Below are 18,000 nucleotides of genomic sequence, written 5' to 3'. Positions count from 1 at the left end.
CGATTATCCCTCCTTCTTTTCTGATACCACAACTGTGATGTGGCTTGTGCGTTTGTTAATTTGGCTTGCACGACCCATTGCACGTGGACGGAAACGTTTCAACGTTGGACCTTCGTCAACGAAGACTTTTTCAACAACTAGGTTGTTAATATCCATCTCATAATTGTGCTCTGCATTTGCGATTGCAGATTTTAAAACTTTTTCTACAACTGGAGAAGCAGTTTTTGGTGTGTGGTTAAGGATAGCAATCGCTTCACCCACTTGCTTACCTCGGATTAAGTCTACTACTAAACGAACCTTACGAGGAGCAATACGAACTGTTCTCACTACTGCTTTAGCTTGCATTGAAGTGCCTCCTCTCATTATCTTCTAGTTTTCTTATCGTCAGCAAGGTGACCTTTATACGTACGAGTTGGTGCGAATTCACCTAACTTATGGCCAACCATATCCTCAGTGATGTACACAGGTACGTGTTTACGACCATCATATACAGCAATTGTATGTCCGATGAACTGAGGGAAGATAGTTGAACGGCGAGACCAAGTTTTAACAACTTGTTTTTGCTCAGATGCAACTAATTTTTCCATTTTGTTCATTAAGTGATCATCGACAAATGGTCCTTTTTTTAAGCTACGAGCCATTTTGGTGCCTCCCTTCGTGATTGGCGTACGGTTCTTGAAATGAACCGTACTACAATCCCATTATTTTTTACGACGACGAACGATAAATTTATCAGACGCTTTGTTTTTCTTACGAGTCTTGAATCCGAGAGTTGGTTTACCCCATGGAGACATTGGAGACTTACGTCCGATTGGAGAGCGTCCTTCACCACCACCGTGTGGGTGATCAACCGGGTTCATTACAGAACCACGAACTGTTGGGCGCTTACCTAACCAGCGAGAGCGACCTGCTTTACCGATTTTGATAAGTTCGTGTTGTTCGTTACCAACTTGACCGATTGAAGCGCGACAAGCAGATAATACAAGACGTACTTCACCAGAAGTTAAACGTACAAGTACGTATTTTCCTTCTTTACCAAGTACTTGAGCAGATGTACCAGCAGAACGAACTAATTGTCCTCCACGACCAGGCTTAAGCTCGATGTTATGAACAACAGTACCTACTGGAATGTTGATTAATGGTAATGCGTTACCGATTTTAATGTCAGCTTCAGGGCCAGACATAACTTCCATACCTACTTCTAAAGTTTTAGGAGCAAGAATGTAACGTTTTTCACCGTCAACGTAGTTAATTAATGCGATATTCGCAGAGCGGTTTGGATCATATTCGATCGTAGCAACGCGTCCTGGAATTCCATCTTTGTTACGCTTAAAGTCGATGATACGGTATTGACGCTTATGTCCGCCACCTTGATGACGTACAGTAATTTTACCTTGGTTATTACGACCAGCCTTTTTGCTTAAAGGAGCAAGTAAAGACTTTTCCGGTCTGTCAGTCGTGATTTCAGCGAAATCATTCGTAGTCATGTTACGACGACCGTTAGTAGTTGGATTATACTTTTTAATTCCCATCTCAATTTCCCTCCTTCTTTAGTAAGAATTAAACGCCTTGGAAGATTTCGATTTCTTTGCTGTCAGCAGTTAGCTTAACGATTGCTTTACGACGACGGCTAGTAAAACCAGCGTGACGACCAACGCGTTTTGCTTTCGGCTTGTAGTTCATGATATTTACTTTGTCTACATTAACACCAAAGATCGCTTCTATAGCGTCTTTAACCTCTGTTTTATTAGATTTAACGTCCACGTCGAACGTGTATTTTTTTTCAGCCATCATTTCCATAGAACGTTCAGTGATAACTGGGCGCTTAATGATATCACGAGGATCTCTCATTATGCAAGCACCTCCTCTACTTTTTCCACTGCCGCTTTTGTCATGATTAGCTTATCATGATGAAGCACATCTAGCACGTTTACGCCATCAGCAGTGATTACTGTTACTCCAGGGATATTGCGAGCAGATAACTCTACAGATTCGTTTGCATCAGCAGTTACGATAAGAGCTTTCTTCTCAACAGTTAATCCTTTAAGTACTGCTACCATGTCTTTTGTTTTTGGTGCATTTAACACTAGGTCCTCAAGAACTACAATGTTGTTCTCAACTACTTTAGTAGCTAATGCAGATTTGATTGCTAAACGACGAACTTTCTTAGGAAGTTTGTACGCATAGCTTCTTGGTGTAGGTCCGAATACCGTACCACCACCACGCCATTGAGGAGAGCGGATAGAACCTTGACGAGCACGTCCAGTTCCTTTTTGACGCCATGGTTTACGACCACCACCGCGAACTTCAGAGCGAGTTTTTACTTTGTGTGTACCTTGACGTAAAGATGCACGTTGCATCATTACAGCTTCGAAAAGTACAGCTTCATTTGGTTCGATACCGAAAATAGCTTCAGCTAATTCGATTTCACCAACCTGTGAACCAGTTTGGTTATATACAGTAACTTTTGGCATTGGAATTCCTCCTTCCTATTGTGAATTATTTGCTAACCTTCACAGCGCCTTGAACAACTACAAGAGATTTCTTAGCACCTGGAACGTTACCTTTTACTAGTAATAAGTTGCGCTCAGTGTCAACTTGAACGATTTCTAAGTTTTGGATAGTAACTTGGTCTCCACCCATACGTCCAGCAAGTTTTTTGCCTTTGAATACACGGTTCGGAGCAACTGGCCCCATTGAACCTGGACGACGGTGATAGCGAGAACCATGAGACATAGGTCCGCGAGATTGTCCGTGGCGTTTAATAACACCTTGGAAACCTTTACCTTTAGAAATTCCTGTTACGTCAACGATTTCACCTGCAGCGAAAACTTCAACTTTTACCTCTTGACCAACCTCTAATCCGTCCACGTCTGCATCGCGGATTTCGCGAATGAAGCGCTTAGGAGTTGTAGATGCTTTAGCAGTGTGGCCTTGTTCAGGTTTGTTAGTTAACTTTTCACGTTTATCTTCAAATCCTAACTGAATTGCGTTGTAGCCATCAGTTTCAGTTGTTTTCTTTTGAAGAACAACGTTTGGATTAGCAGCGATTACCGTTACTGGGATTAACTCACCATTCTCAGCAAATACTTGAGTCATACCGATCTTTCTTCCTAAGATTCCTTTGGTCATGAGTTACACCTCCTACATTTTTAAGTTATATAAATTATAGTTTGATTTCGATATCTACACCAGATGGTAAATCTAAACGCATTAATGAATCTACTGTTTGCGGAGTAGGACTCACGATGTCGATTAGACGTTTGTGCGTGCGCATTTCGAATTGTTCACGAGAATCTTTGTACTTATGAACAGCACGAAGAATTGTGTAAATAGTCTTCTCAGTTGGTAATGGGATTGGACCAGAAACTGTTGCCCCAGAACGCTTAGCTGTTTCTACAATTTTCTCAGCTGATTGATCAAGAATACGGTGATCATAAGCTTTTAAACGGATACGAATTTTTTCTTTTGCCATTATTTTCCCTCCTTCGTTCGCCTATTTCTAAAATAGACCTTCTCCATGGAAATTTCCCCACACCATGCCATGGCAAAGCGGCCGGGTGTGTCAGCAACCTTCCACTTCATCGCAGTCAAAGACCAACATTGTCTATTATACAATGTTATTCGTCTAGATGCAAGCATCTTTTTGTTTGCATCTGCTTTTCTCTACTTTTGCTATTATACATGGCACTTTAAAGAATATCAAGTTTTCATCTACTCTTATTTAACTTACAGTTTTTGGGTGTTATTTTCGTTTTATATACTATAGAAGAAACTCATTCAAAAATAGAAAATGCATCTCTTTCTTCTATATAAATAAGCAATAAAAAAACTCAAGGGAGAATCCCTTGAGTTTTTAATAATCTAATTAAAGACTACTCAGCAACGATTGTAGCAACTACACCGTAACCTACTGTACGTCCACCTTCACGAATAGAGAATTTAGTTCCCTCTTCGATAGCGATTGGAGCGATAAGTTCGATAGTCATTTCGATGTTGTCACCAGGCATTACCATTTCAGTACCTTCTGGTAATTGGATGATACCAGTTACGTCAGTTGTACGGAAGTAGAACTGAGGACGGTAGTTAGCGAAGAATGGAGTATGACGTCCACCTTCTTCTTTAGATAATACGAAAACTTCAGCTTTGAATTTAGCGTGTGCTTTTACAGAGCCAGTTTTAGCAAGAACTTGTCCACGTTGGATATCTTCACGAGCAACCCCACGAAGTAGAGCACCGATGTTGTCTCCAGCTTGTGCTTGGTCAAGAAGCTTACGGAACATTTCTACACCAGTTACAGTTGTCGTAGCATTCTCTTCAGCAAGACCGATGATTTCTACTACGTCACCAACTTTAACGATACCGCGCTCAACACGACCAGTTGCAACTGTACCACGACCTGTGATAGAGAATACATCCTCGATAGGCATTAAGAATGGTTTGTCAGTTTCACGTTCTGGAGTTGGGATGTAAGCATCAACTTCAGTCATTAATTCGATGATTTTTTCTTCCCACTCAGCTTCTCCTTGAAGAGCTTTAAGAGCAGAACCTTTAATTACAGGAATATCGTCGCCTGGGAATCCGTATTCAGATAATAGGTCACGAACTTCCATTTCTACTAATTCTAATAATTCTTCGTCATCTACCATGTCGCATTTGTTTAAGAATACAACGATGTAAGGAACACCTACTTGACGAGAAAGAAGGATGTGCTCACGTGTTTGAGGCATTGGACCATCAGCAGCAGATACTACTAAGATACCGCCGTCCATTTGAGCAGCACCAGTGATCATGTTTTTAACATAGTCAGCATGACCTGGGCAGTCAACGTGTGCATAGTGACGAGTTTCAGTTTCGTACTCAACGTGTGCAGTTGAGATTGTGATTCCGCGCTCTCTTTCTTCTGGAGCAGCGTCGATTTGATCGTATCCGCGTGCTTCAGCACCACCAGCTTTTGCAAGAACTGTAGTGATCGCAGCAGTTAATGTAGTTTTACCATGGTCAACGTGGCCGATTGTACCGATGTTAACATGGGGTTTAGAACGTTCGAATTTAGCTTTAGCCATTCTAAATTCCTCCTTAGTTTATATAGGTTATTTTATATTTAGACTAGAAAGTGAAACTTAAGTCTCACTTTCTAAGCTTACATAAGTAGTTATACTTGAACAATCGATAAAAATCAATTATTCACCTTTATTTTTTTTAATAATTTCTTCAGAAACAGACTTCGGTACTTCTTCATAATGATCAAATGTCATTGAGAATGTTCCGCGTCCTTGAGTGTTAGAACGTAATGCCGTTGCATAACCGAACATTTCAGAAAGTGGAACCATAGCGCGAACAACTTGTGCGTTACCGCGAGCTTCCATACCTTCTACACGTCCACGACGAGATGTTACGTCGCCCATAATGTCACCCATGTACTCTTCAGGAATTACAACTTCAACTTTCATCATTGGCTCAAGAATTACTGGGCTACATTTAGAAACCGCAGCTTTAAGCGCCATAGATGCAGCGATTTTGAACGCCATCTCAGATGAATCGACATCATGGTAAGAGCCGTCAACTAACGCAGCTTTGATGTCGACTAGTGGATAACCAGCTAGTACACCATTTTTAAGTGAGTCTTCAAGACCCGCTCCAACAGCTGGGATGTATTCACGTGGAACTACACCACCGACGATTTTGTTTTGGAATTCAAAACCTTTACCTTCTTCATTAGGTTCAAACTCAATCCAAACGTGACCGAATTGTCCACGACCACCAGATTGACGAGCGAACTTACCTTCAACTTTCGCAGCAGCGCGGAAAGTCTCACGGTATGCTACCTGAGGAGCACCAACGTTTGCTTCCACTTTGAATTCACGGCGCATACGGTCAACGATGATATCAAGGTGAAGTTCACCCATACCAGCGATGATTGTTTGGCCAGTTTCTTGGTCAGTGTGAGCACGGAATGTTGGATCTTCTTCAGAAAGCTTAGATAATGCTGTACCCATTTTATCTTGGTCAGCTTTAGATTTTGGTTCGATAGCTACAGAGATAACTGGCTCTGGGAATTCCATAGACTCAAGGATAACAAGACTCTTCTCGTCACAAAGAGTATCACCAGTAGTAGTATCTTTTAAACCTACAGCAGCAGCGATATCACCAGCGTAAACTGTTGAAATCTCTTCACGGCTGTTAGCGTGCATTTGTAGGATACGACCTACACGCTCACGCTTACCTTTAGTTGAGTTTTTCACGTATGATCCAGAGTTTAACACACCAGAATATACACGGAAGAACGTTAACTTACCAACATAAGGGTCAGTCATGATTTTGAATGCTAGAGCTGCGAATGGTTCTTCATCGCTAGACTTACGCTCAATAGCTTCATCTGTATCCGGAAGAGTACCTTTAATAGCAGGTACATCTAATGGAGATGGTAGGTAGTCAATAACTGCGTCTAACAGAATTTGAACACCTTTATTTTTGAATGCAGAACCACAGATTACTGGGAAGAATTCAACAGAAGTTGTAGCCTTACGGATACCAGCTTTAAGCTCTTCTACAGTGATTTCTTCACCTTCTAGGTACTTCATCATCATTTCTTCATCAAGCTCAGCTACCGCTTCAATAAGTTTTCCGCGGTATTCTTCAGCTAATTCTTTATGCTCTTCAGGAATTTCAACACGCTCGATGTCTGTTCCTAAATCGTTACTGTACATGTAAGCACACTCTTCAACAAGGTCAATGATACCATTGAACTCGTCTTCAGCACCGATTGGTAACTGAATTGGATGTGCGTTTGCTTGTAAACGATCGTGGATTGTCCCTACAGAGTATAAGAAATCTGCACCGATCTTATCCATTTTGTTAACGAATACGATACGAGGAACGCCATAAGTAGTAGCCTGACGCCAAACAGTTTCTGTTTGTGGTTCTACACCAGATTGTGCATCAAGTACTGCTACTGCGCCATCAAGTACGCGTAAAGAACGTTCTACTTCTACTGTGAAATCTACGTGTCCTGGAGTGTCAATGATGTTTACACGGTGACCCTTCCATTGTGCTGTAGTTGCAGCAGAAGTAATTGTGATACCACGTTCTTGCTCTTGCTCCATCCAGTCCATCTGAGATGCACCTTCATGAGTTTCACCGATTTTATGAATACGTCCTGTGTAATACAGAATACGCTCAGTTGCTGTTGTTTTACCAGCATCGATGTGAGCCATGATACCAATATTACGAGTGTTTTCTAAAGAGAACTCTCTTGTCATTTGGTGTCTTGCTCCTTCCATATATGGATTGGATTATTTTATTTTAAGTAGCAAAAAAGCCACTTTATATTGTTACATATGCCAGTGTCCAGTACCCTCATTATGTAAAACGAGCGCCCAACGAAAGGGAGAGGCATTCTCCCTCTCCACACTTCCATAAGCGACAAATAAAGCGGTTTATGCTTACATTTATTTTACGTTGAATCCTACCAACGGTAATGAGCAAATGCTTTGTTAGCTTCTGCCATTTTATGAGTGTCTTCACGTTTCTTAACAGATGCACCAGCGTTGTTAGCTGCATCTAAGATTTCGTAAGCTAGACGCTCTTCCATAGTTTTTTCACCACGAAGACGAGCATAGTTTACTAACCAGCGAAGACCTAAAGTTGTACGGCGTTCTGGACGAACCTCAACTGGAACTTGGTAGTTAGCACCACCAACACGACGAGCGCGTACTTCAAGAACAGGCATGATGTTCTTAAGAGCTTGCTCGAATACTTCCATTGGTTCTTTATCTGAACGTTCACGAACGATATCGAAAGCGTTATAAAGAATTGTTTGAGATTTACCTTTTTTACCGTCAACCATCATTTTGTTGATTAGGCGTGTTACAAGCTTAGAATTGTACATTGGATCTGGTAACACGTCACGTTTCGCAACAGGTCCTTTACGAGGCATATTGAGTTCCTCCTTTCATTATAAGTTTATTATTTTTTAGCAGGTTTTGGTCGCTTAGTACCATATTTAGAACGTCCTTGCATACGTTTGTCAACACCAGCTGTATCAAGCGCACCACGAACGATGTGGTAACGTACCCCTGGTAAATCCTTTACTCGACCACCGCGAATTAATACTACGCTATGCTCTTGTAGGTTATGACCGATACCTGGGATGTAAGCTGTAACTTCAATACCATTTGTTAAACGTACACGAGCGTATTTACGTAACGCTGAGTTAGGTTTCTTCGGAGTCATTGTACCAACACGAGTACATACACCACGTTTTTGAGGTGCAGAGATATCAGTTGATTTTTTCTTTAAAGAATTAAAACCTTTGTTTAACGCAGGTGATTTAGACTTCCATACTTTATCAGTACGACCATTTCTCACTAATTGGTTAATAGTAGGCATTTGATTATCCTCCCTTCGCATGTTTGTATGACCACATATCCAGGTGGTTCATTATTAGTTGAAAACAAAGTTTTTGCAAGGAAGAGCAAATGCTCTCTCCTCACAAAAACAGTTTTAACTTATTATTCCTATTGCTGAAGCTCCCACTTGAATCCCCGAAACTTTTCCAAGTTTACGAACTGATTCAACTTTGGTTATGGGTATGTTATGTTGCAAGGCAGTACGAATGATAACATGGGTTAACCGCACATCAGCATCTTCTGCAATAACAACTTCTTTAACTATACCATTTTTGATTGCTTCCAATGTTCGTTTATGACCAACGACTACATTTTCAGCATTTGACACTTTTTGATAAGACATATAAATATCCTCCAAAGCATCGTTAAGGAGCAACCTTGATTATAGTAACATTTTGACTCATACAATGTCAACTAGGATTAGCTGTTTTTATACAAAATTTACGACGGAAAATTTTACTGTTCCACATAAACTTCATCGTTTTCTACATTCATGTTATCTTGTGTTGTTTTTACAAGATCCACTTTGCGATAACGATTCATACCTGTTCCAGCAGGAACAAGCTTACCGATAATAACATTTTCTTTCAATCCTAGAAGTTCATCGCGTTTACCCTTAATTGCTGCATCTGTTAGAACACGAGTTGTTTCTTGGAACGATGCTGCAGATAAGAACGAATCAGTTTCAAGTGAAGCTTTAGTAATACCAAGTAGAACCGGTCTAGCTGTTGCTGGTTGTTTACCTTTCAGTAACACCTTCGCGTTCGCATCAGTAAACTGATGGATATCTAGTAATGTTCCTGGTAATACATCTGTTTCACCCGCGTCACTTACACGAACTTTACGTAGCATTTGACGTACCATTACTTCTACGTGTTTGTCACCAATTTCTACCCCTTGCATACGGTATACTTTTTGAACTTCACGTAATAAGTATTCTTGAACGGCTGTAATGTCCGTTACTTTTAGTAATTCTTTCGGATCAATAGAACCTTCTGTTAACTCTTTACCGTGGCTAATTGGCTGTCCTAGAGTTACTTTCAGACGAGCACCGTAAGGAATAGCATACGTACGAGCTTCAACTTCACCCTGTACAACTACTTCTTGGCGATCTTTAACATCGTTGATCGCTGCGATAACACCGTCGATTTCACTGATAACTGCCTGACCTTTCGGATTACGAGCTTCGAAGATCTCTTGGATACGAGGTAAACCTTGTGTGATATCATCTCCGGCAACCCCGCCCGTATGGAACGTACGCATCGTTAACTGTGTACCTGGCTCACCGATAGATTGAGCTGCGATAATACCTACCGCCTCTCCTACTTCTACGTCTGTGCCAGTTGCTAAGTTACGACCGTAACACTTCTTACATACACCGTGGCGAGTATTACACGTAAACGCTGAACGAATGTTTACAGTTTCAACACCCGACTTTTCAACGATATGAGCAATATCTTCAGTAATTAATTGATTTTCAACAACTAATACTTCACCTGTTTCAGGATGTTTTACAGTTTTTCTTGCAAAACGTCCAACAAGACGATCATATAGTGACTCAATAACCTCATTACCCTCTTTAATCGCACCAATTAGTAAACCACGATCTGTTCCACAATCATCTTGACGAACAATTACATCTTGTGCAACGTCTACAAGACGACGTGTTAAGTAACCAGAATCGGCAGTTTTAAGTGCTGTATCGGCAAGACCTTTACGCGCACCATGCGTAGAGATGAAGTACTCAAGTACTGTTAAACCTTCACGGAAACTTGATTTGATCGGAAGCTCAATGATACGACCAGATGGATTGGCCATCAGACCACGCATACCAGCAAGCTGAGTAAAGTTCGATGCGTTACCACGGGCACCGGAATCACTCATCATGAAGATTGGGTTGCGTTTATTCAAGGATTTCATCAGTTTTCCTTGGATAACATCTTTTGCATTACTCCAAATAGAGATAACGCGATCGTAACGTTCTTCTTCCGTGATTAAACCACGACGGAATTGTTTAATTACATTATCTACTTTTGCTTGTGCTTCATGGAGAATTTCATCTTTTTCACCTAATACAAGAATGTCTGATACCCCAACTGTAATACCAGCTTTTGTAGAGTATTTAAATCCTAAGTTTTTCATACGGTCAAGCATGCGAGATGTTTCTGTAATTTGGAAACGTTTGAATACTTCCGCAATAATGTTACCAAGGATTTTCTTGCTAAATGGTGCCACTTCTTCGCGACTAGCAATAATTTCTTTAATGTTCGCACCTTTTTCAACGAAATATTCCGCTGGTGTTTCTTTTTCAAGGTTTGAGTTTGTTGGTTCATTAATATAAGGGAACGACTCTGGTAAGATTTCGTTAAATATTAATTTACCAACTGTTGTTAATAGAAGCTTACTCTTTTGCTCTTCAGTAAACGTTACATTATTTACCGAACTCGCTGCAACTGCAACACGCGTGTGCAGATGTACATATCCATTTTGGTATGCAAGTATTGCTTCGTTTGCATCTTTGAAGACCATACCTTCACCGATTGCACCCTCGCGCTCAAGTGTTAAGTAATAGTTACCTAATACCATATCCTGAGATGGAGTAACAACTGGTTTTCCGTCTTTTGGATTCAAGATGTTTTGTGCCGCCAACATAAGAATACGAGCTTCTGCTTGTGCTTCTGATGATAACGGAACGTGAACCGCCATTTGGTCACCGTCAAAGTCCGCGTTGTATGCTGTACATACAAGTGGGTGAAGACGGATTGCACGACCTTCTACTAATGTAGGTTCAAACGCCTGGATACCAAGACGGTGAAGTGTTGGTGCGCGGTTTAGAAGTACTGGATGCTCTTTGATCACAGATTCTAAAACGTCCCAAACTTCAGGGTGTACACGCTCGATTTTACGTTTAGCACTCTTAATGTTGTGTGCTAATCCTTTTCCAACTAACTCTTTCATAACGAAAGGTTTAAACAATTCAAGCGCCATTTCTTTCGGCAATCCACATTGATACATCTTTAAGTTCGGTCCTACAACGATTACAGAACGGCCAGAGTAGTCAACACGTTTACCTAATAAGTTTTGACGGAAACGTCCTTGTTTACCTTTAAGCATGTGAGATAGTGATTTTAATGGACGGTTACCTGGTCCAGTAACTGGACGGCCACGGCGACCATTATCGATTAATGCGTCTACAGCTTCTTGTAACATACGTTTTTCGTTTTGAACGATGATGCTTGGTGCACCTAAGTCCAATAGACGTTTTAAACGGTTGTTACGGTTAATTACACGACGATATAAGTCGTTTAAGTCAGAAGTAGCAAAACGTCCACCATCTAACTGTACCATCGGGCGTAGTTCTGGTGGGATAACTGGAAGAACTTCTAAGATCATCCAAGATGGGTGATTTCCAGAGTTACGGAATGCTTCTAATACTTCTAGACGTTTAATAGCACGAGTACGGCGTTGTCCTTGCGCTGTTTTTAATTCTTCTTTTAAGAAGTCTACTTCTTTATCTAAATCGATGTCTTGCAGTAGCTTTTTAATCGCTTCTGCACCCATAGCAGCTTGGAATGTGCTGCCATATCGATCACGATATGCACGGTATTCTTTTTCAGAAAGTAATTGCTTCTTATCAAGTGGTGTATCTCCACTTTCTGTTACAACATAAGAAGCGAAATAAATTACTTCTTCAAGCGCGCGAGGGGACATGTCTAAGACAAGTCCCATGCGGCTCGGGATACCTTTGAAATACCAAATATGAGATACAGGAGCAGCTAATTCGATATGACCCATACGTTCACGACGAACTTTTGCACGCGTTACTTCAACGCCACATCGATCACAAACTACACCTTTATAACGTACACGTTTATATTTTCCGCAATGACATTCCCAGTCCTTTTGTGGTCCGAAAATACGCTCACAGAACAAGCCATCTTTTTCAGGCTTTAACGTACGATAGTTAATTGTTTCTGGTTTCTTAACTTCACCGTATGACCAAGAACGAATCTTGTCAGGTGAAGCAAGTCCAATCTTCATATATTCAAAGTTATTTACATCTATCAAGGGGCCTACCTCCCTTTTAGTCTACAGGTTATCCCAATTATTCCTTAGTTGTCTCAACTTCAACATTCAATTTATCTGCTGATTGATGATCATCGTCATCTTCCGTATCACGCATTTCAATTTCTGTATCGTTGATAGACATCATTTTAACGTCCATACCTAAACTTTGCAGTTCTTTAATCAATACTTTGAATGATTCAGGAACGCCTGGTTCTGGAACATTTTCACCTTTAACAATTGCTTCATACGTCTTAACACGTCCAATAACATCATCAGACTTCACTGTTAAGATTTCTTGAAGAGTATAAGCAGCACCATAAGCCTCAAGTGCCCAAACCTCCATCTCACCGAAACGCTGTCCACCGAACTGAGCTTTACCTCCAAGAGGTTGCTGCGTTACAAGTGAGTATGGTCCAGTAGAACGAGCATGAAGTTTATCGTCAACCATGTGCGCAAGTTTGATCATATACATGACACCAACAGATACGCGGTTATCGAATGGCTCACCAGTACGTCCGTCATACAGGATTGTTTTCGCGTCATTTGCCATACCAGCTTCTTCAATCGTGCCCCAAACATCTTCCTCACGAGCACCATCGAATACTGGTGTTGCAATGTGAATACCAAGGTATCTTGCTGCCATACCAAGATGAAGCTCTAATACCTGACCGATATTCATACGAGATGGTACCCCTAATGGGTTTAACATGATATCGATTGGCGTACCATCTGGTAAGTAAGGCATATCTTCTTCTGGTAAAATACGAGAGATAACACCTTTGTTACCATGACGTCCGGCCATCTTGTCACCTTCAGAAATTTTACGTTTTTGAACGATATATGCACGTACAAGTTGATTCACGCCTGGTGGCAATTCATCGCCATCTTCACGGTTGAATACTTTTACGTCTAAGATAATACCGCCACCACCGTGTGGTACACGTAGTGATGTATCACGTACTTCACGTGCTTTCTCTCCAAAGATAGCGTGTAATAGACGTTCTTCAGCTGTTAATTCTGTTACACCTTTAGGTGTTACTTTACCAACAAGTAAATCTCCATCTTTTACTTCTGCACCAACGCGAATGATACCGCGCTCGTCAAGGTTGCGTAATGCATCTTCCCCAACGTTTGGAATGTCACGTGTAATTTCTTCTGGTCCAAGCTTCGTATCACGAGCTTCTGACTCATATTCTTCAATATGAATAGAAGTGTACACATCATCTTTTACAAGGCGCTCACTCATAATGATCGCATCCTCGTAGTTATAACCGTCCCAAGTCATGAAGCCAACAAGCACGTTACGTCCAAGTGCTAGTTCACCTAATTCCATAGAAGGACCATCCGCAAGGATTTCACCTTTTACAACTTCATTTCCAACACTTACGATTGGACGTTGGTTGTAGCAAGTTCCTTGGTTAGAACGAATGAATTTTTGCATTTTGTAGCGATCTAAGTCGCCTTTTACTGTTTGACCGTCAACTTCTACATAGCGACGTACCCAAACTTCACGTGCTTCTACGCGTTCAACAACACCAGGGTGTTTACAGATTACTGCAGCACCTGAGTCTTTTGCTGATACGTACTCCATACCTGTACCTACAATCGGTGATTCCGGATTCATTAACGGAACCGCCTGACGTTGCATGTTCGCTCCCATAAGTGCGCGGTTAGAGTCATCGTTTTCTAAGAACGGAATACAAGCTGTCGCTGCCGACACTACTTGTTTTGGAGATACATCCATGTAGTCGATGCGTTCTTTATTTGTGACAATGTTTTCACCACGGAAACGAGCTACGATATCTTCATCAAGGAATTCCCCTTCTTCAGATAATTTCATATTCGCTTGGGCTACAACATAGTTATCTTCTTCATCTGCTGTTAAATAATCAACATGCCCTGTTACAAGACCAGTTTCTGGGTCAACACGACGGTATGGCGTTTCAATGAAACCAAACTCATTTACTTTCGCAAACGAAGATAATGAGTTGATCAAACCGATGTTTGGTCCCTCTGGTGTTTCGATTGGACACATACGACCATAGTGAGAGTAGTGAACGTCACGTACTTCAAAGCCTGCGCGCTCACGCGTTAAACCACCGGGTCCTAACGCAGATAGTCTTCGTTTGTGAGTTAACTCTGCTAATGGGTTTGTTTGATCCATGAACTGAGATAACTGAGAACTTCCGAAGAACTCTTTAATAGATGCAATAACCGGGCGAATGTTAATTAACGCTTGTGGTGTAATTGCATTTGTATCTTGAATCGACATTCTCTCACGAACAACACGTTCCATACGAGAAAGACCGATACGAAATTGGTTTTGTAGTAACTCTCCTACAGAACGCAGACGACGATTTCCTAAGTGGTCAATATCATCTGTATCCCCTACTTTATATAGCAAGTTAAAGAAGTAGCTAATAGAAGCAAGAATATCACCTGGTGTGATGTGTTTTATATCACGAGTAATATTTGCATTCCCAATTACGTTTATAGATCGTTCGCCTTCTGATTCTGGAGCATAAATCTTAATAGATTGCAGCTCAACATCGCCTGCTACCACTCCACCCATTGGTTTCGCTGTTTTGAATCCAATGTTTTTCTCTAAGTAAGGTAGAATGCGATCCAGTGTACGACGATCTAAGACTGTTCCTTCTGCCGCTAAAATTTCACCAGTTTCTGGATCCACCAGTGTTTCAGCTAAACGTTGGTTAAACAATCTGTTTTTAATGTGTAGCTTTTTGTTGATCTTATAGCGACCTACATTTGCTAAATCGTAGCGCTTCGGATCAAAGAAACGAGACACAAGTAAGCTCTTTGCATTTTCTACTGTTGGTGGTTCACCAGGGCGTAGACGCTCATAAATTTCAAGCAATGCTTTCTCTGTGCTATCTGTGTTGTCTTTTTCTAACGTATTGCTTAAGTATTCGTTATCACCTAAAAGCTCGGTGATTTCTTGATCAGAGCCAAACCCTAATGCGCGTAACAAAACAGTTACAGGAAGTTTACGCGTACGGTCAATACGCACATATACAACATCCTTAGCATCTGTTTCATACTCTAACCAAGCTCCGCGGTTTGGAATTACAGTAGCAGTAAAACCACGTTTTCCGTTTTTATCCACTTTGCCACTATAGTATACGCTTGGAGAGCGAACTAACTGGGAAACGATAACACGTTCTGCACCGTTAATTACGAATGTTCCAGTCTCTGTCATGAGTGGGAAATCTCCCATGAACACATCTTGTTCTTTTACTTCACCAGTTTCCTTGTTGATTAGACGCACTTTTACACGAAGTGGTGCTGCATACGTCACATCACGCTCTTTGCATTCTTCTACAGAGTATTTAGGTTCACCTAAGCTGTAGTCGATAAATTCAAGCGATAGATTTCCCGTAAAGTCTTCGATCGGAGAAATGTCTTGGAACATTTCTCGCAAACCCTCATCAAGAAACCACTGATAAGAAGAGGTTTGAATTTCGATAAGATTTGGTAACTCTAATACTTCACTAATACGGGCATAACTTCTTCGTTGGCGGTGGCGTCCGTATTGAACTAGTTGACCTGTCAACTGCTTCACCCCTCAAATCATGAGTATTATAAACACACAAAAAAATTTGTGCAAAATCACAAATAAATACAACTACTGCTATTAGCGTAGTTTTTTCTCTTAAAGATAGATACGTTGAGTCTTTCTACCTGCTCAAAAAAGAAAAATGGCTTCTATAAGAAAACCATCATTCTGTTTCATAATCTGCTGATTTTACTATCTTTTCCAAGAGAAGCAAAAATATACATCTTTCTCAACGCAGAAAATCATATATTGGCATTGTATAATGTTAACATAGCCAAAAATAACCGTCAACGCTTTTTTGATTTTATGATATAATATCCTTTTTTCTTTTCTACAACTTCAACTTCAGAAAATACTTCTTCTAGTTTTTTCAGCGCAGATGGCGCACCTTGTTTCTTTTGAATAACAATCCACAGTTCTCCACCTGAAACTAAATACTCCATAGCCTTTTCTAAAATCTCATGCACGATATCTTTACCAGCACGAATTGGAGGATTAGATAGAATAGCAGCATACTTGCCATCTACATTTTCATAGACACTACTTTGCAAAATACGTATATTTTCAATTCTGTTATTAGCGGCATTTTCTTTTGCAAGTCCCAAGGCCCTTTCATTCACATCCACCATGTGAATTTCACGATCTTGAAACTCTTTCGCTAACGACAAACCGATTGGACCGTACCCACATCCTACGTCTAACACATTACCTTTAACATCTGGCATTTGAAACGCTTCAATTAAAAGACGAGAACCAAAGTCCACTTCGTTTTTCGAGAACACCCCATGGTCAGATAAAAAAGTAAATTGAGATTCACGAAGTGTAAATTCCCATCGTTTACGATCACTTTTACTAGAAGGGTCGTTAGAAAAATAATGGTCTGCCATATGGCCACCTCTTTTCTTTACAGTTAAAAAAAAAGCTCGCATGAGAGCGAGCTTTTTTTAAAGCACCAAAAGTTAATTACTTAACTTCTACAGCAGCGCCAACTTCTTCAAGTTTAGCTTTCATTTCTTCAGCTTCCTCTTTAGTAACGCCTTCTTTGATTGCTTTTGGAGTGTTGTCAACTAATTCTTTAGCTTCTTTTAAGCCAAGACCAGTGATTTCACGTACAGCTTTGATAACTTTGATTTTTTGAGCGCCAGCACTTGCAAGTACTACGTCAAATTCAGTTTGCTCAGCAGCAGCTTCACCAGCGCCACCAGCTACAGCTACAGGAGCAGCAGCAGTTACGCCGAATTCTTCCTCGATAGCTTTTACTAAGTCGTTAAGTTCTAATACAGTCATAGATTTAACTGCTTCAATGATTTGTTCTTTAGTCATTGTAAATATCCTCCCTTAAATAGGTTTGTATTGTTTTATAGATAACAAGTAATTATCTTTTAAAAAATTAAGCGCCTTGCTCTTCCTTTTGATCTGCAACTGCTTTAGTAGCAAGTGCAAGGTTACGGATTGGAGCTTGAAGAACGCTAAGAAGCATAGAAAGTAAGCCTTCACGTGATGGAAGAGTAGCGATAGCTTTAACCTCATCAAGTGTTACAAGTTTACCTTCGATTACGCCCGCTTTAATTTCTAAAGCTTCATGATTTTTAGCGAAGTCGTTTAATACTTTCGCAGGAGCAACTACATCCTCATTACTGAACGCGATTGCGTTTGGTCCTGTTAAGAATTCGTTTAACTCAGCCATTTCAGCAGATTCTGCAGCACGACGAGTTAAAGAGTTTTTGTAAACTTTGAACTCAACGCCAGCTTCACGTAAGTTTTTACGTAATTCTGTTGCTTCAGAAACTGTTAAACCACGGTAGTCAACAACGATTGTAGATTTACTCGCACGAAGTTTTTCAGCGATTTCAGTTACAACTTGTTGTTTAGTTTCGATTACTTTGCTCATGTTATTACACCTCCTGTAGATTATATAGAAGATGTACCGAAAGTGCACTAAAAACC

Annotated in this window: 17 protein-coding genes and 1 other annotated feature (1 of these 18 only partly in view); all 17 genes read right to left on the bottom strand. The window is 40.6% G+C overall.

Going from position 1 to position 18,000, the window contains the following annotated elements:
- Positions 1-3: 3 nt before the first annotated feature.
- On the bottom strand, positions 4-345 hold the full coding sequence (gene rplV, locus CQZ94_RS25195) for a 50S ribosomal protein L22 (protein WP_002009773.1): 342 nt from the start codon (positions 343-345) through the stop codon (positions 4-6).
- A gap of 17 nt (positions 346-362) precedes the next feature.
- Complete coding sequence (gene rpsS, locus CQZ94_RS25190) at positions 363-641, bottom strand: 30S ribosomal protein S19 (protein WP_000124452.1); 279 nt, start codon at positions 639-641, stop codon at positions 363-365.
- Positions 642-701: 60 nt separating this feature from the next.
- Positions 702-1,532 (bottom strand): 50S ribosomal protein L2, encoded by an 831-nt coding sequence (gene rplB / locus CQZ94_RS25185; RefSeq protein ID WP_000511584.1) that lies wholly within the window; start codon positions 1,530-1,532, stop codon positions 702-704.
- A gap of 28 nt (positions 1,533-1,560) precedes the next feature.
- A complete protein-coding gene (gene rplW, locus CQZ94_RS25180) occupies positions 1,561-1,851 on the bottom strand; it encodes a 50S ribosomal protein L23 (protein WP_001205557.1) in 291 nt (96 codons plus the stop codon).
- Complete coding sequence (gene rplD / locus CQZ94_RS25175) at positions 1,851-2,474, bottom strand: 50S ribosomal protein L4 (RefSeq protein ID WP_001127261.1); 624 nt, start codon at positions 2,472-2,474, stop codon at positions 1,851-1,853. The genes rplW and rplD overlap by 1 nt, the downstream gene beginning before the upstream one ends.
- Before the next feature lie 25 nt (positions 2,475-2,499).
- Positions 2,500-3,132, bottom strand: a complete 633-nt coding sequence (gene rplC / locus CQZ94_RS25170) for a 50S ribosomal protein L3 (protein ID WP_000160209.1) — start codon at positions 3,130-3,132, stop codon at positions 2,500-2,502.
- A 34-nt stretch (positions 3,133-3,166) separates the two neighbouring features.
- Positions 3,167-3,475: a 30S ribosomal protein S10 gene (gene rpsJ / locus CQZ94_RS25165; protein WP_001040595.1), complete on the bottom strand. Its 309-nt coding sequence runs from the start codon at positions 3,473-3,475 to the stop codon at positions 3,167-3,169.
- A 400-nt stretch (positions 3,476-3,875) separates the two neighbouring features.
- Positions 3,876-5,066 carry an elongation factor Tu gene (gene tuf, locus CQZ94_RS25160; RefSeq protein ID WP_002009778.1) on the bottom strand — a complete coding sequence of 397 codons (1,191 nt, stop codon included), beginning with the start codon at positions 5,064-5,066 and terminating at the stop codon, positions 3,876-3,878.
- Positions 5,067-5,183: 117 nt separating this feature from the next.
- On the bottom strand, positions 5,184-7,262 hold the full coding sequence (gene fusA / locus CQZ94_RS25155; protein ID WP_002169326.1) for an elongation factor G: 2,079 nt from the start codon (positions 7,260-7,262) through the stop codon (positions 5,184-5,186).
- Positions 7,263-7,468: 206 nt separating this feature from the next.
- Complete coding sequence (gene rpsG, locus CQZ94_RS25150) at positions 7,469-7,939, bottom strand: 30S ribosomal protein S7 (RefSeq protein WP_001137492.1); 471 nt, start codon at positions 7,937-7,939, stop codon at positions 7,469-7,471.
- Positions 7,940-7,968: 29 nt separating this feature from the next.
- Positions 7,969-8,391 (bottom strand): 30S ribosomal protein S12, encoded by a 423-nt coding sequence (rpsL, locus tag CQZ94_RS25145; RefSeq protein WP_001142341.1) that lies wholly within the window; start codon positions 8,389-8,391, stop codon positions 7,969-7,971.
- 114 nt (positions 8,392-8,505) lie between these two features.
- Positions 8,506-8,754 (bottom strand): 50S ribosomal protein L7ae-like protein, encoded by a 249-nt coding sequence (locus tag CQZ94_RS25140; protein WP_000121833.1) that lies wholly within the window; start codon positions 8,752-8,754, stop codon positions 8,506-8,508.
- A 113-nt stretch (positions 8,755-8,867) separates the two neighbouring features.
- Positions 8,868-12,479 carry a DNA-directed RNA polymerase subunit beta' gene (gene rpoC / locus CQZ94_RS25135; RefSeq protein ID WP_105587631.1) on the bottom strand — a complete coding sequence of 1,204 codons (3,612 nt, stop codon included), beginning with the start codon at positions 12,477-12,479 and terminating at the stop codon, positions 8,868-8,870.
- 37 nt (positions 12,480-12,516) lie between these two features.
- Complete coding sequence (rpoB, locus tag CQZ94_RS25130) at positions 12,517-16,050, bottom strand: DNA-directed RNA polymerase subunit beta (RefSeq protein ID WP_105587630.1); 3,534 nt, start codon at positions 16,048-16,050, stop codon at positions 12,517-12,519.
- A 290-nt stretch (positions 16,051-16,340) separates the two neighbouring features.
- Positions 16,341-16,940: a class I SAM-dependent methyltransferase gene (locus tag CQZ94_RS25125; protein WP_105587628.1), complete on the bottom strand. Its 600-nt coding sequence runs from the start codon at positions 16,938-16,940 to the stop codon at positions 16,341-16,343.
- A gap of 76 nt (positions 16,941-17,016) precedes the next feature.
- On the bottom strand, positions 17,017-17,376 hold the full coding sequence (gene rplL / locus CQZ94_RS25120; RefSeq protein WP_002009788.1) for a 50S ribosomal protein L7/L12: 360 nt from the start codon (positions 17,374-17,376) through the stop codon (positions 17,017-17,019).
- Between the two features lie 67 nt (positions 17,377-17,443).
- On the bottom strand, positions 17,444-17,944 hold the full coding sequence (rplJ, locus tag CQZ94_RS25115; protein WP_002009790.1) for a 50S ribosomal protein L10: 501 nt from the start codon (positions 17,942-17,944) through the stop codon (positions 17,444-17,446).
- A gap of 39 nt (positions 17,945-17,983) precedes the next feature.
- Positions 17,984-18,000 (bottom strand) — a sequence feature (ribosomal protein L10 leader region) (it continues 129 nt past the right edge of the window).

The organism is Bacillus sp. MYb209 (assembly GCF_002975175.1).
In the GTDB taxonomy this organism is placed as follows: domain Bacteria; phylum Bacillota; class Bacilli; order Bacillales; family Bacillaceae_G; genus Bacillus_A.
This window is presented reverse-complemented; position numbering and strand designations above follow the sequence as displayed.

Bases quoted from the DNA above. Each gene is read 5' to 3' on its own strand.
- rplB (WP_000511584.1), bottom strand. From the start codon at position 1,532: ATGGGAATTAAAAAGTATAATCCAACTACTAACGGTCGTCGTAACATG.
- rplD (WP_001127261.1), bottom strand. From the start codon at position 2,474: ATGCCAAAAGTTACTGTATATAACCAAACTGGTTCACAGGTTGGTGAA.
- rplW (WP_001205557.1), bottom strand. From the start codon at position 1,851: ATGAGAGATCCTCGTGATATCATTAAGCGCCCAGTTATCACTGAACGT.
- rpsG (WP_001137492.1), bottom strand. From the start codon at position 7,939: ATGCCTCGTAAAGGACCTGTTGCGAAACGTGACGTGTTACCAGATCCA.
- rplL (WP_002009788.1), bottom strand. From the start codon at position 17,376: ATGACTAAAGAACAAATCATTGAAGCAGTTAAATCTATGACTGTATTA.
- rpsL (WP_001142341.1), bottom strand. From the start codon at position 8,391: ATGCCTACTATTAACCAATTAGTGAGAAATGGTCGTACTGATAAAGTA.
- rplJ (WP_002009790.1), bottom strand. From the start codon at position 17,944: ATGAGCAAAGTAATCGAAACTAAACAACAAGTTGTAACTGAAATCGCT.
- rpsS (WP_000124452.1), bottom strand. From the start codon at position 641: ATGGCTCGTAGCTTAAAAAAAGGACCATTTGTCGATGATCACTTAATG.
- rplC (WP_000160209.1), bottom strand. From the start codon at position 3,132: ATGACCAAAGGAATCTTAGGAAGAAAGATCGGTATGACTCAAGTATTT.
- CQZ94_RS25125 (WP_105587628.1), bottom strand. From the start codon at position 16,940: ATGGCAGACCATTATTTTTCTAACGACCCTTCTAGTAAAAGTGATCGT.
- tuf (WP_002009778.1), bottom strand. From the start codon at position 5,066: ATGGCTAAAGCTAAATTCGAACGTTCTAAACCCCATGTTAACATCGGT.
- CQZ94_RS25140 (WP_000121833.1), bottom strand. From the start codon at position 8,754: ATGTCTTATCAAAAAGTGTCAAATGCTGAAAATGTAGTCGTTGGTCAT.
- rplV (WP_002009773.1), bottom strand. From the start codon at position 345: ATGCAAGCTAAAGCAGTAGTGAGAACAGTTCGTATTGCTCCTCGTAAG.
- fusA (WP_002169326.1), bottom strand. From the start codon at position 7,262: ATGACAAGAGAGTTCTCTTTAGAAAACACTCGTAATATTGGTATCATG.
- rpsJ (WP_001040595.1), bottom strand. From the start codon at position 3,475: ATGGCAAAAGAAAAAATTCGTATCCGTTTAAAAGCTTATGATCACCGT.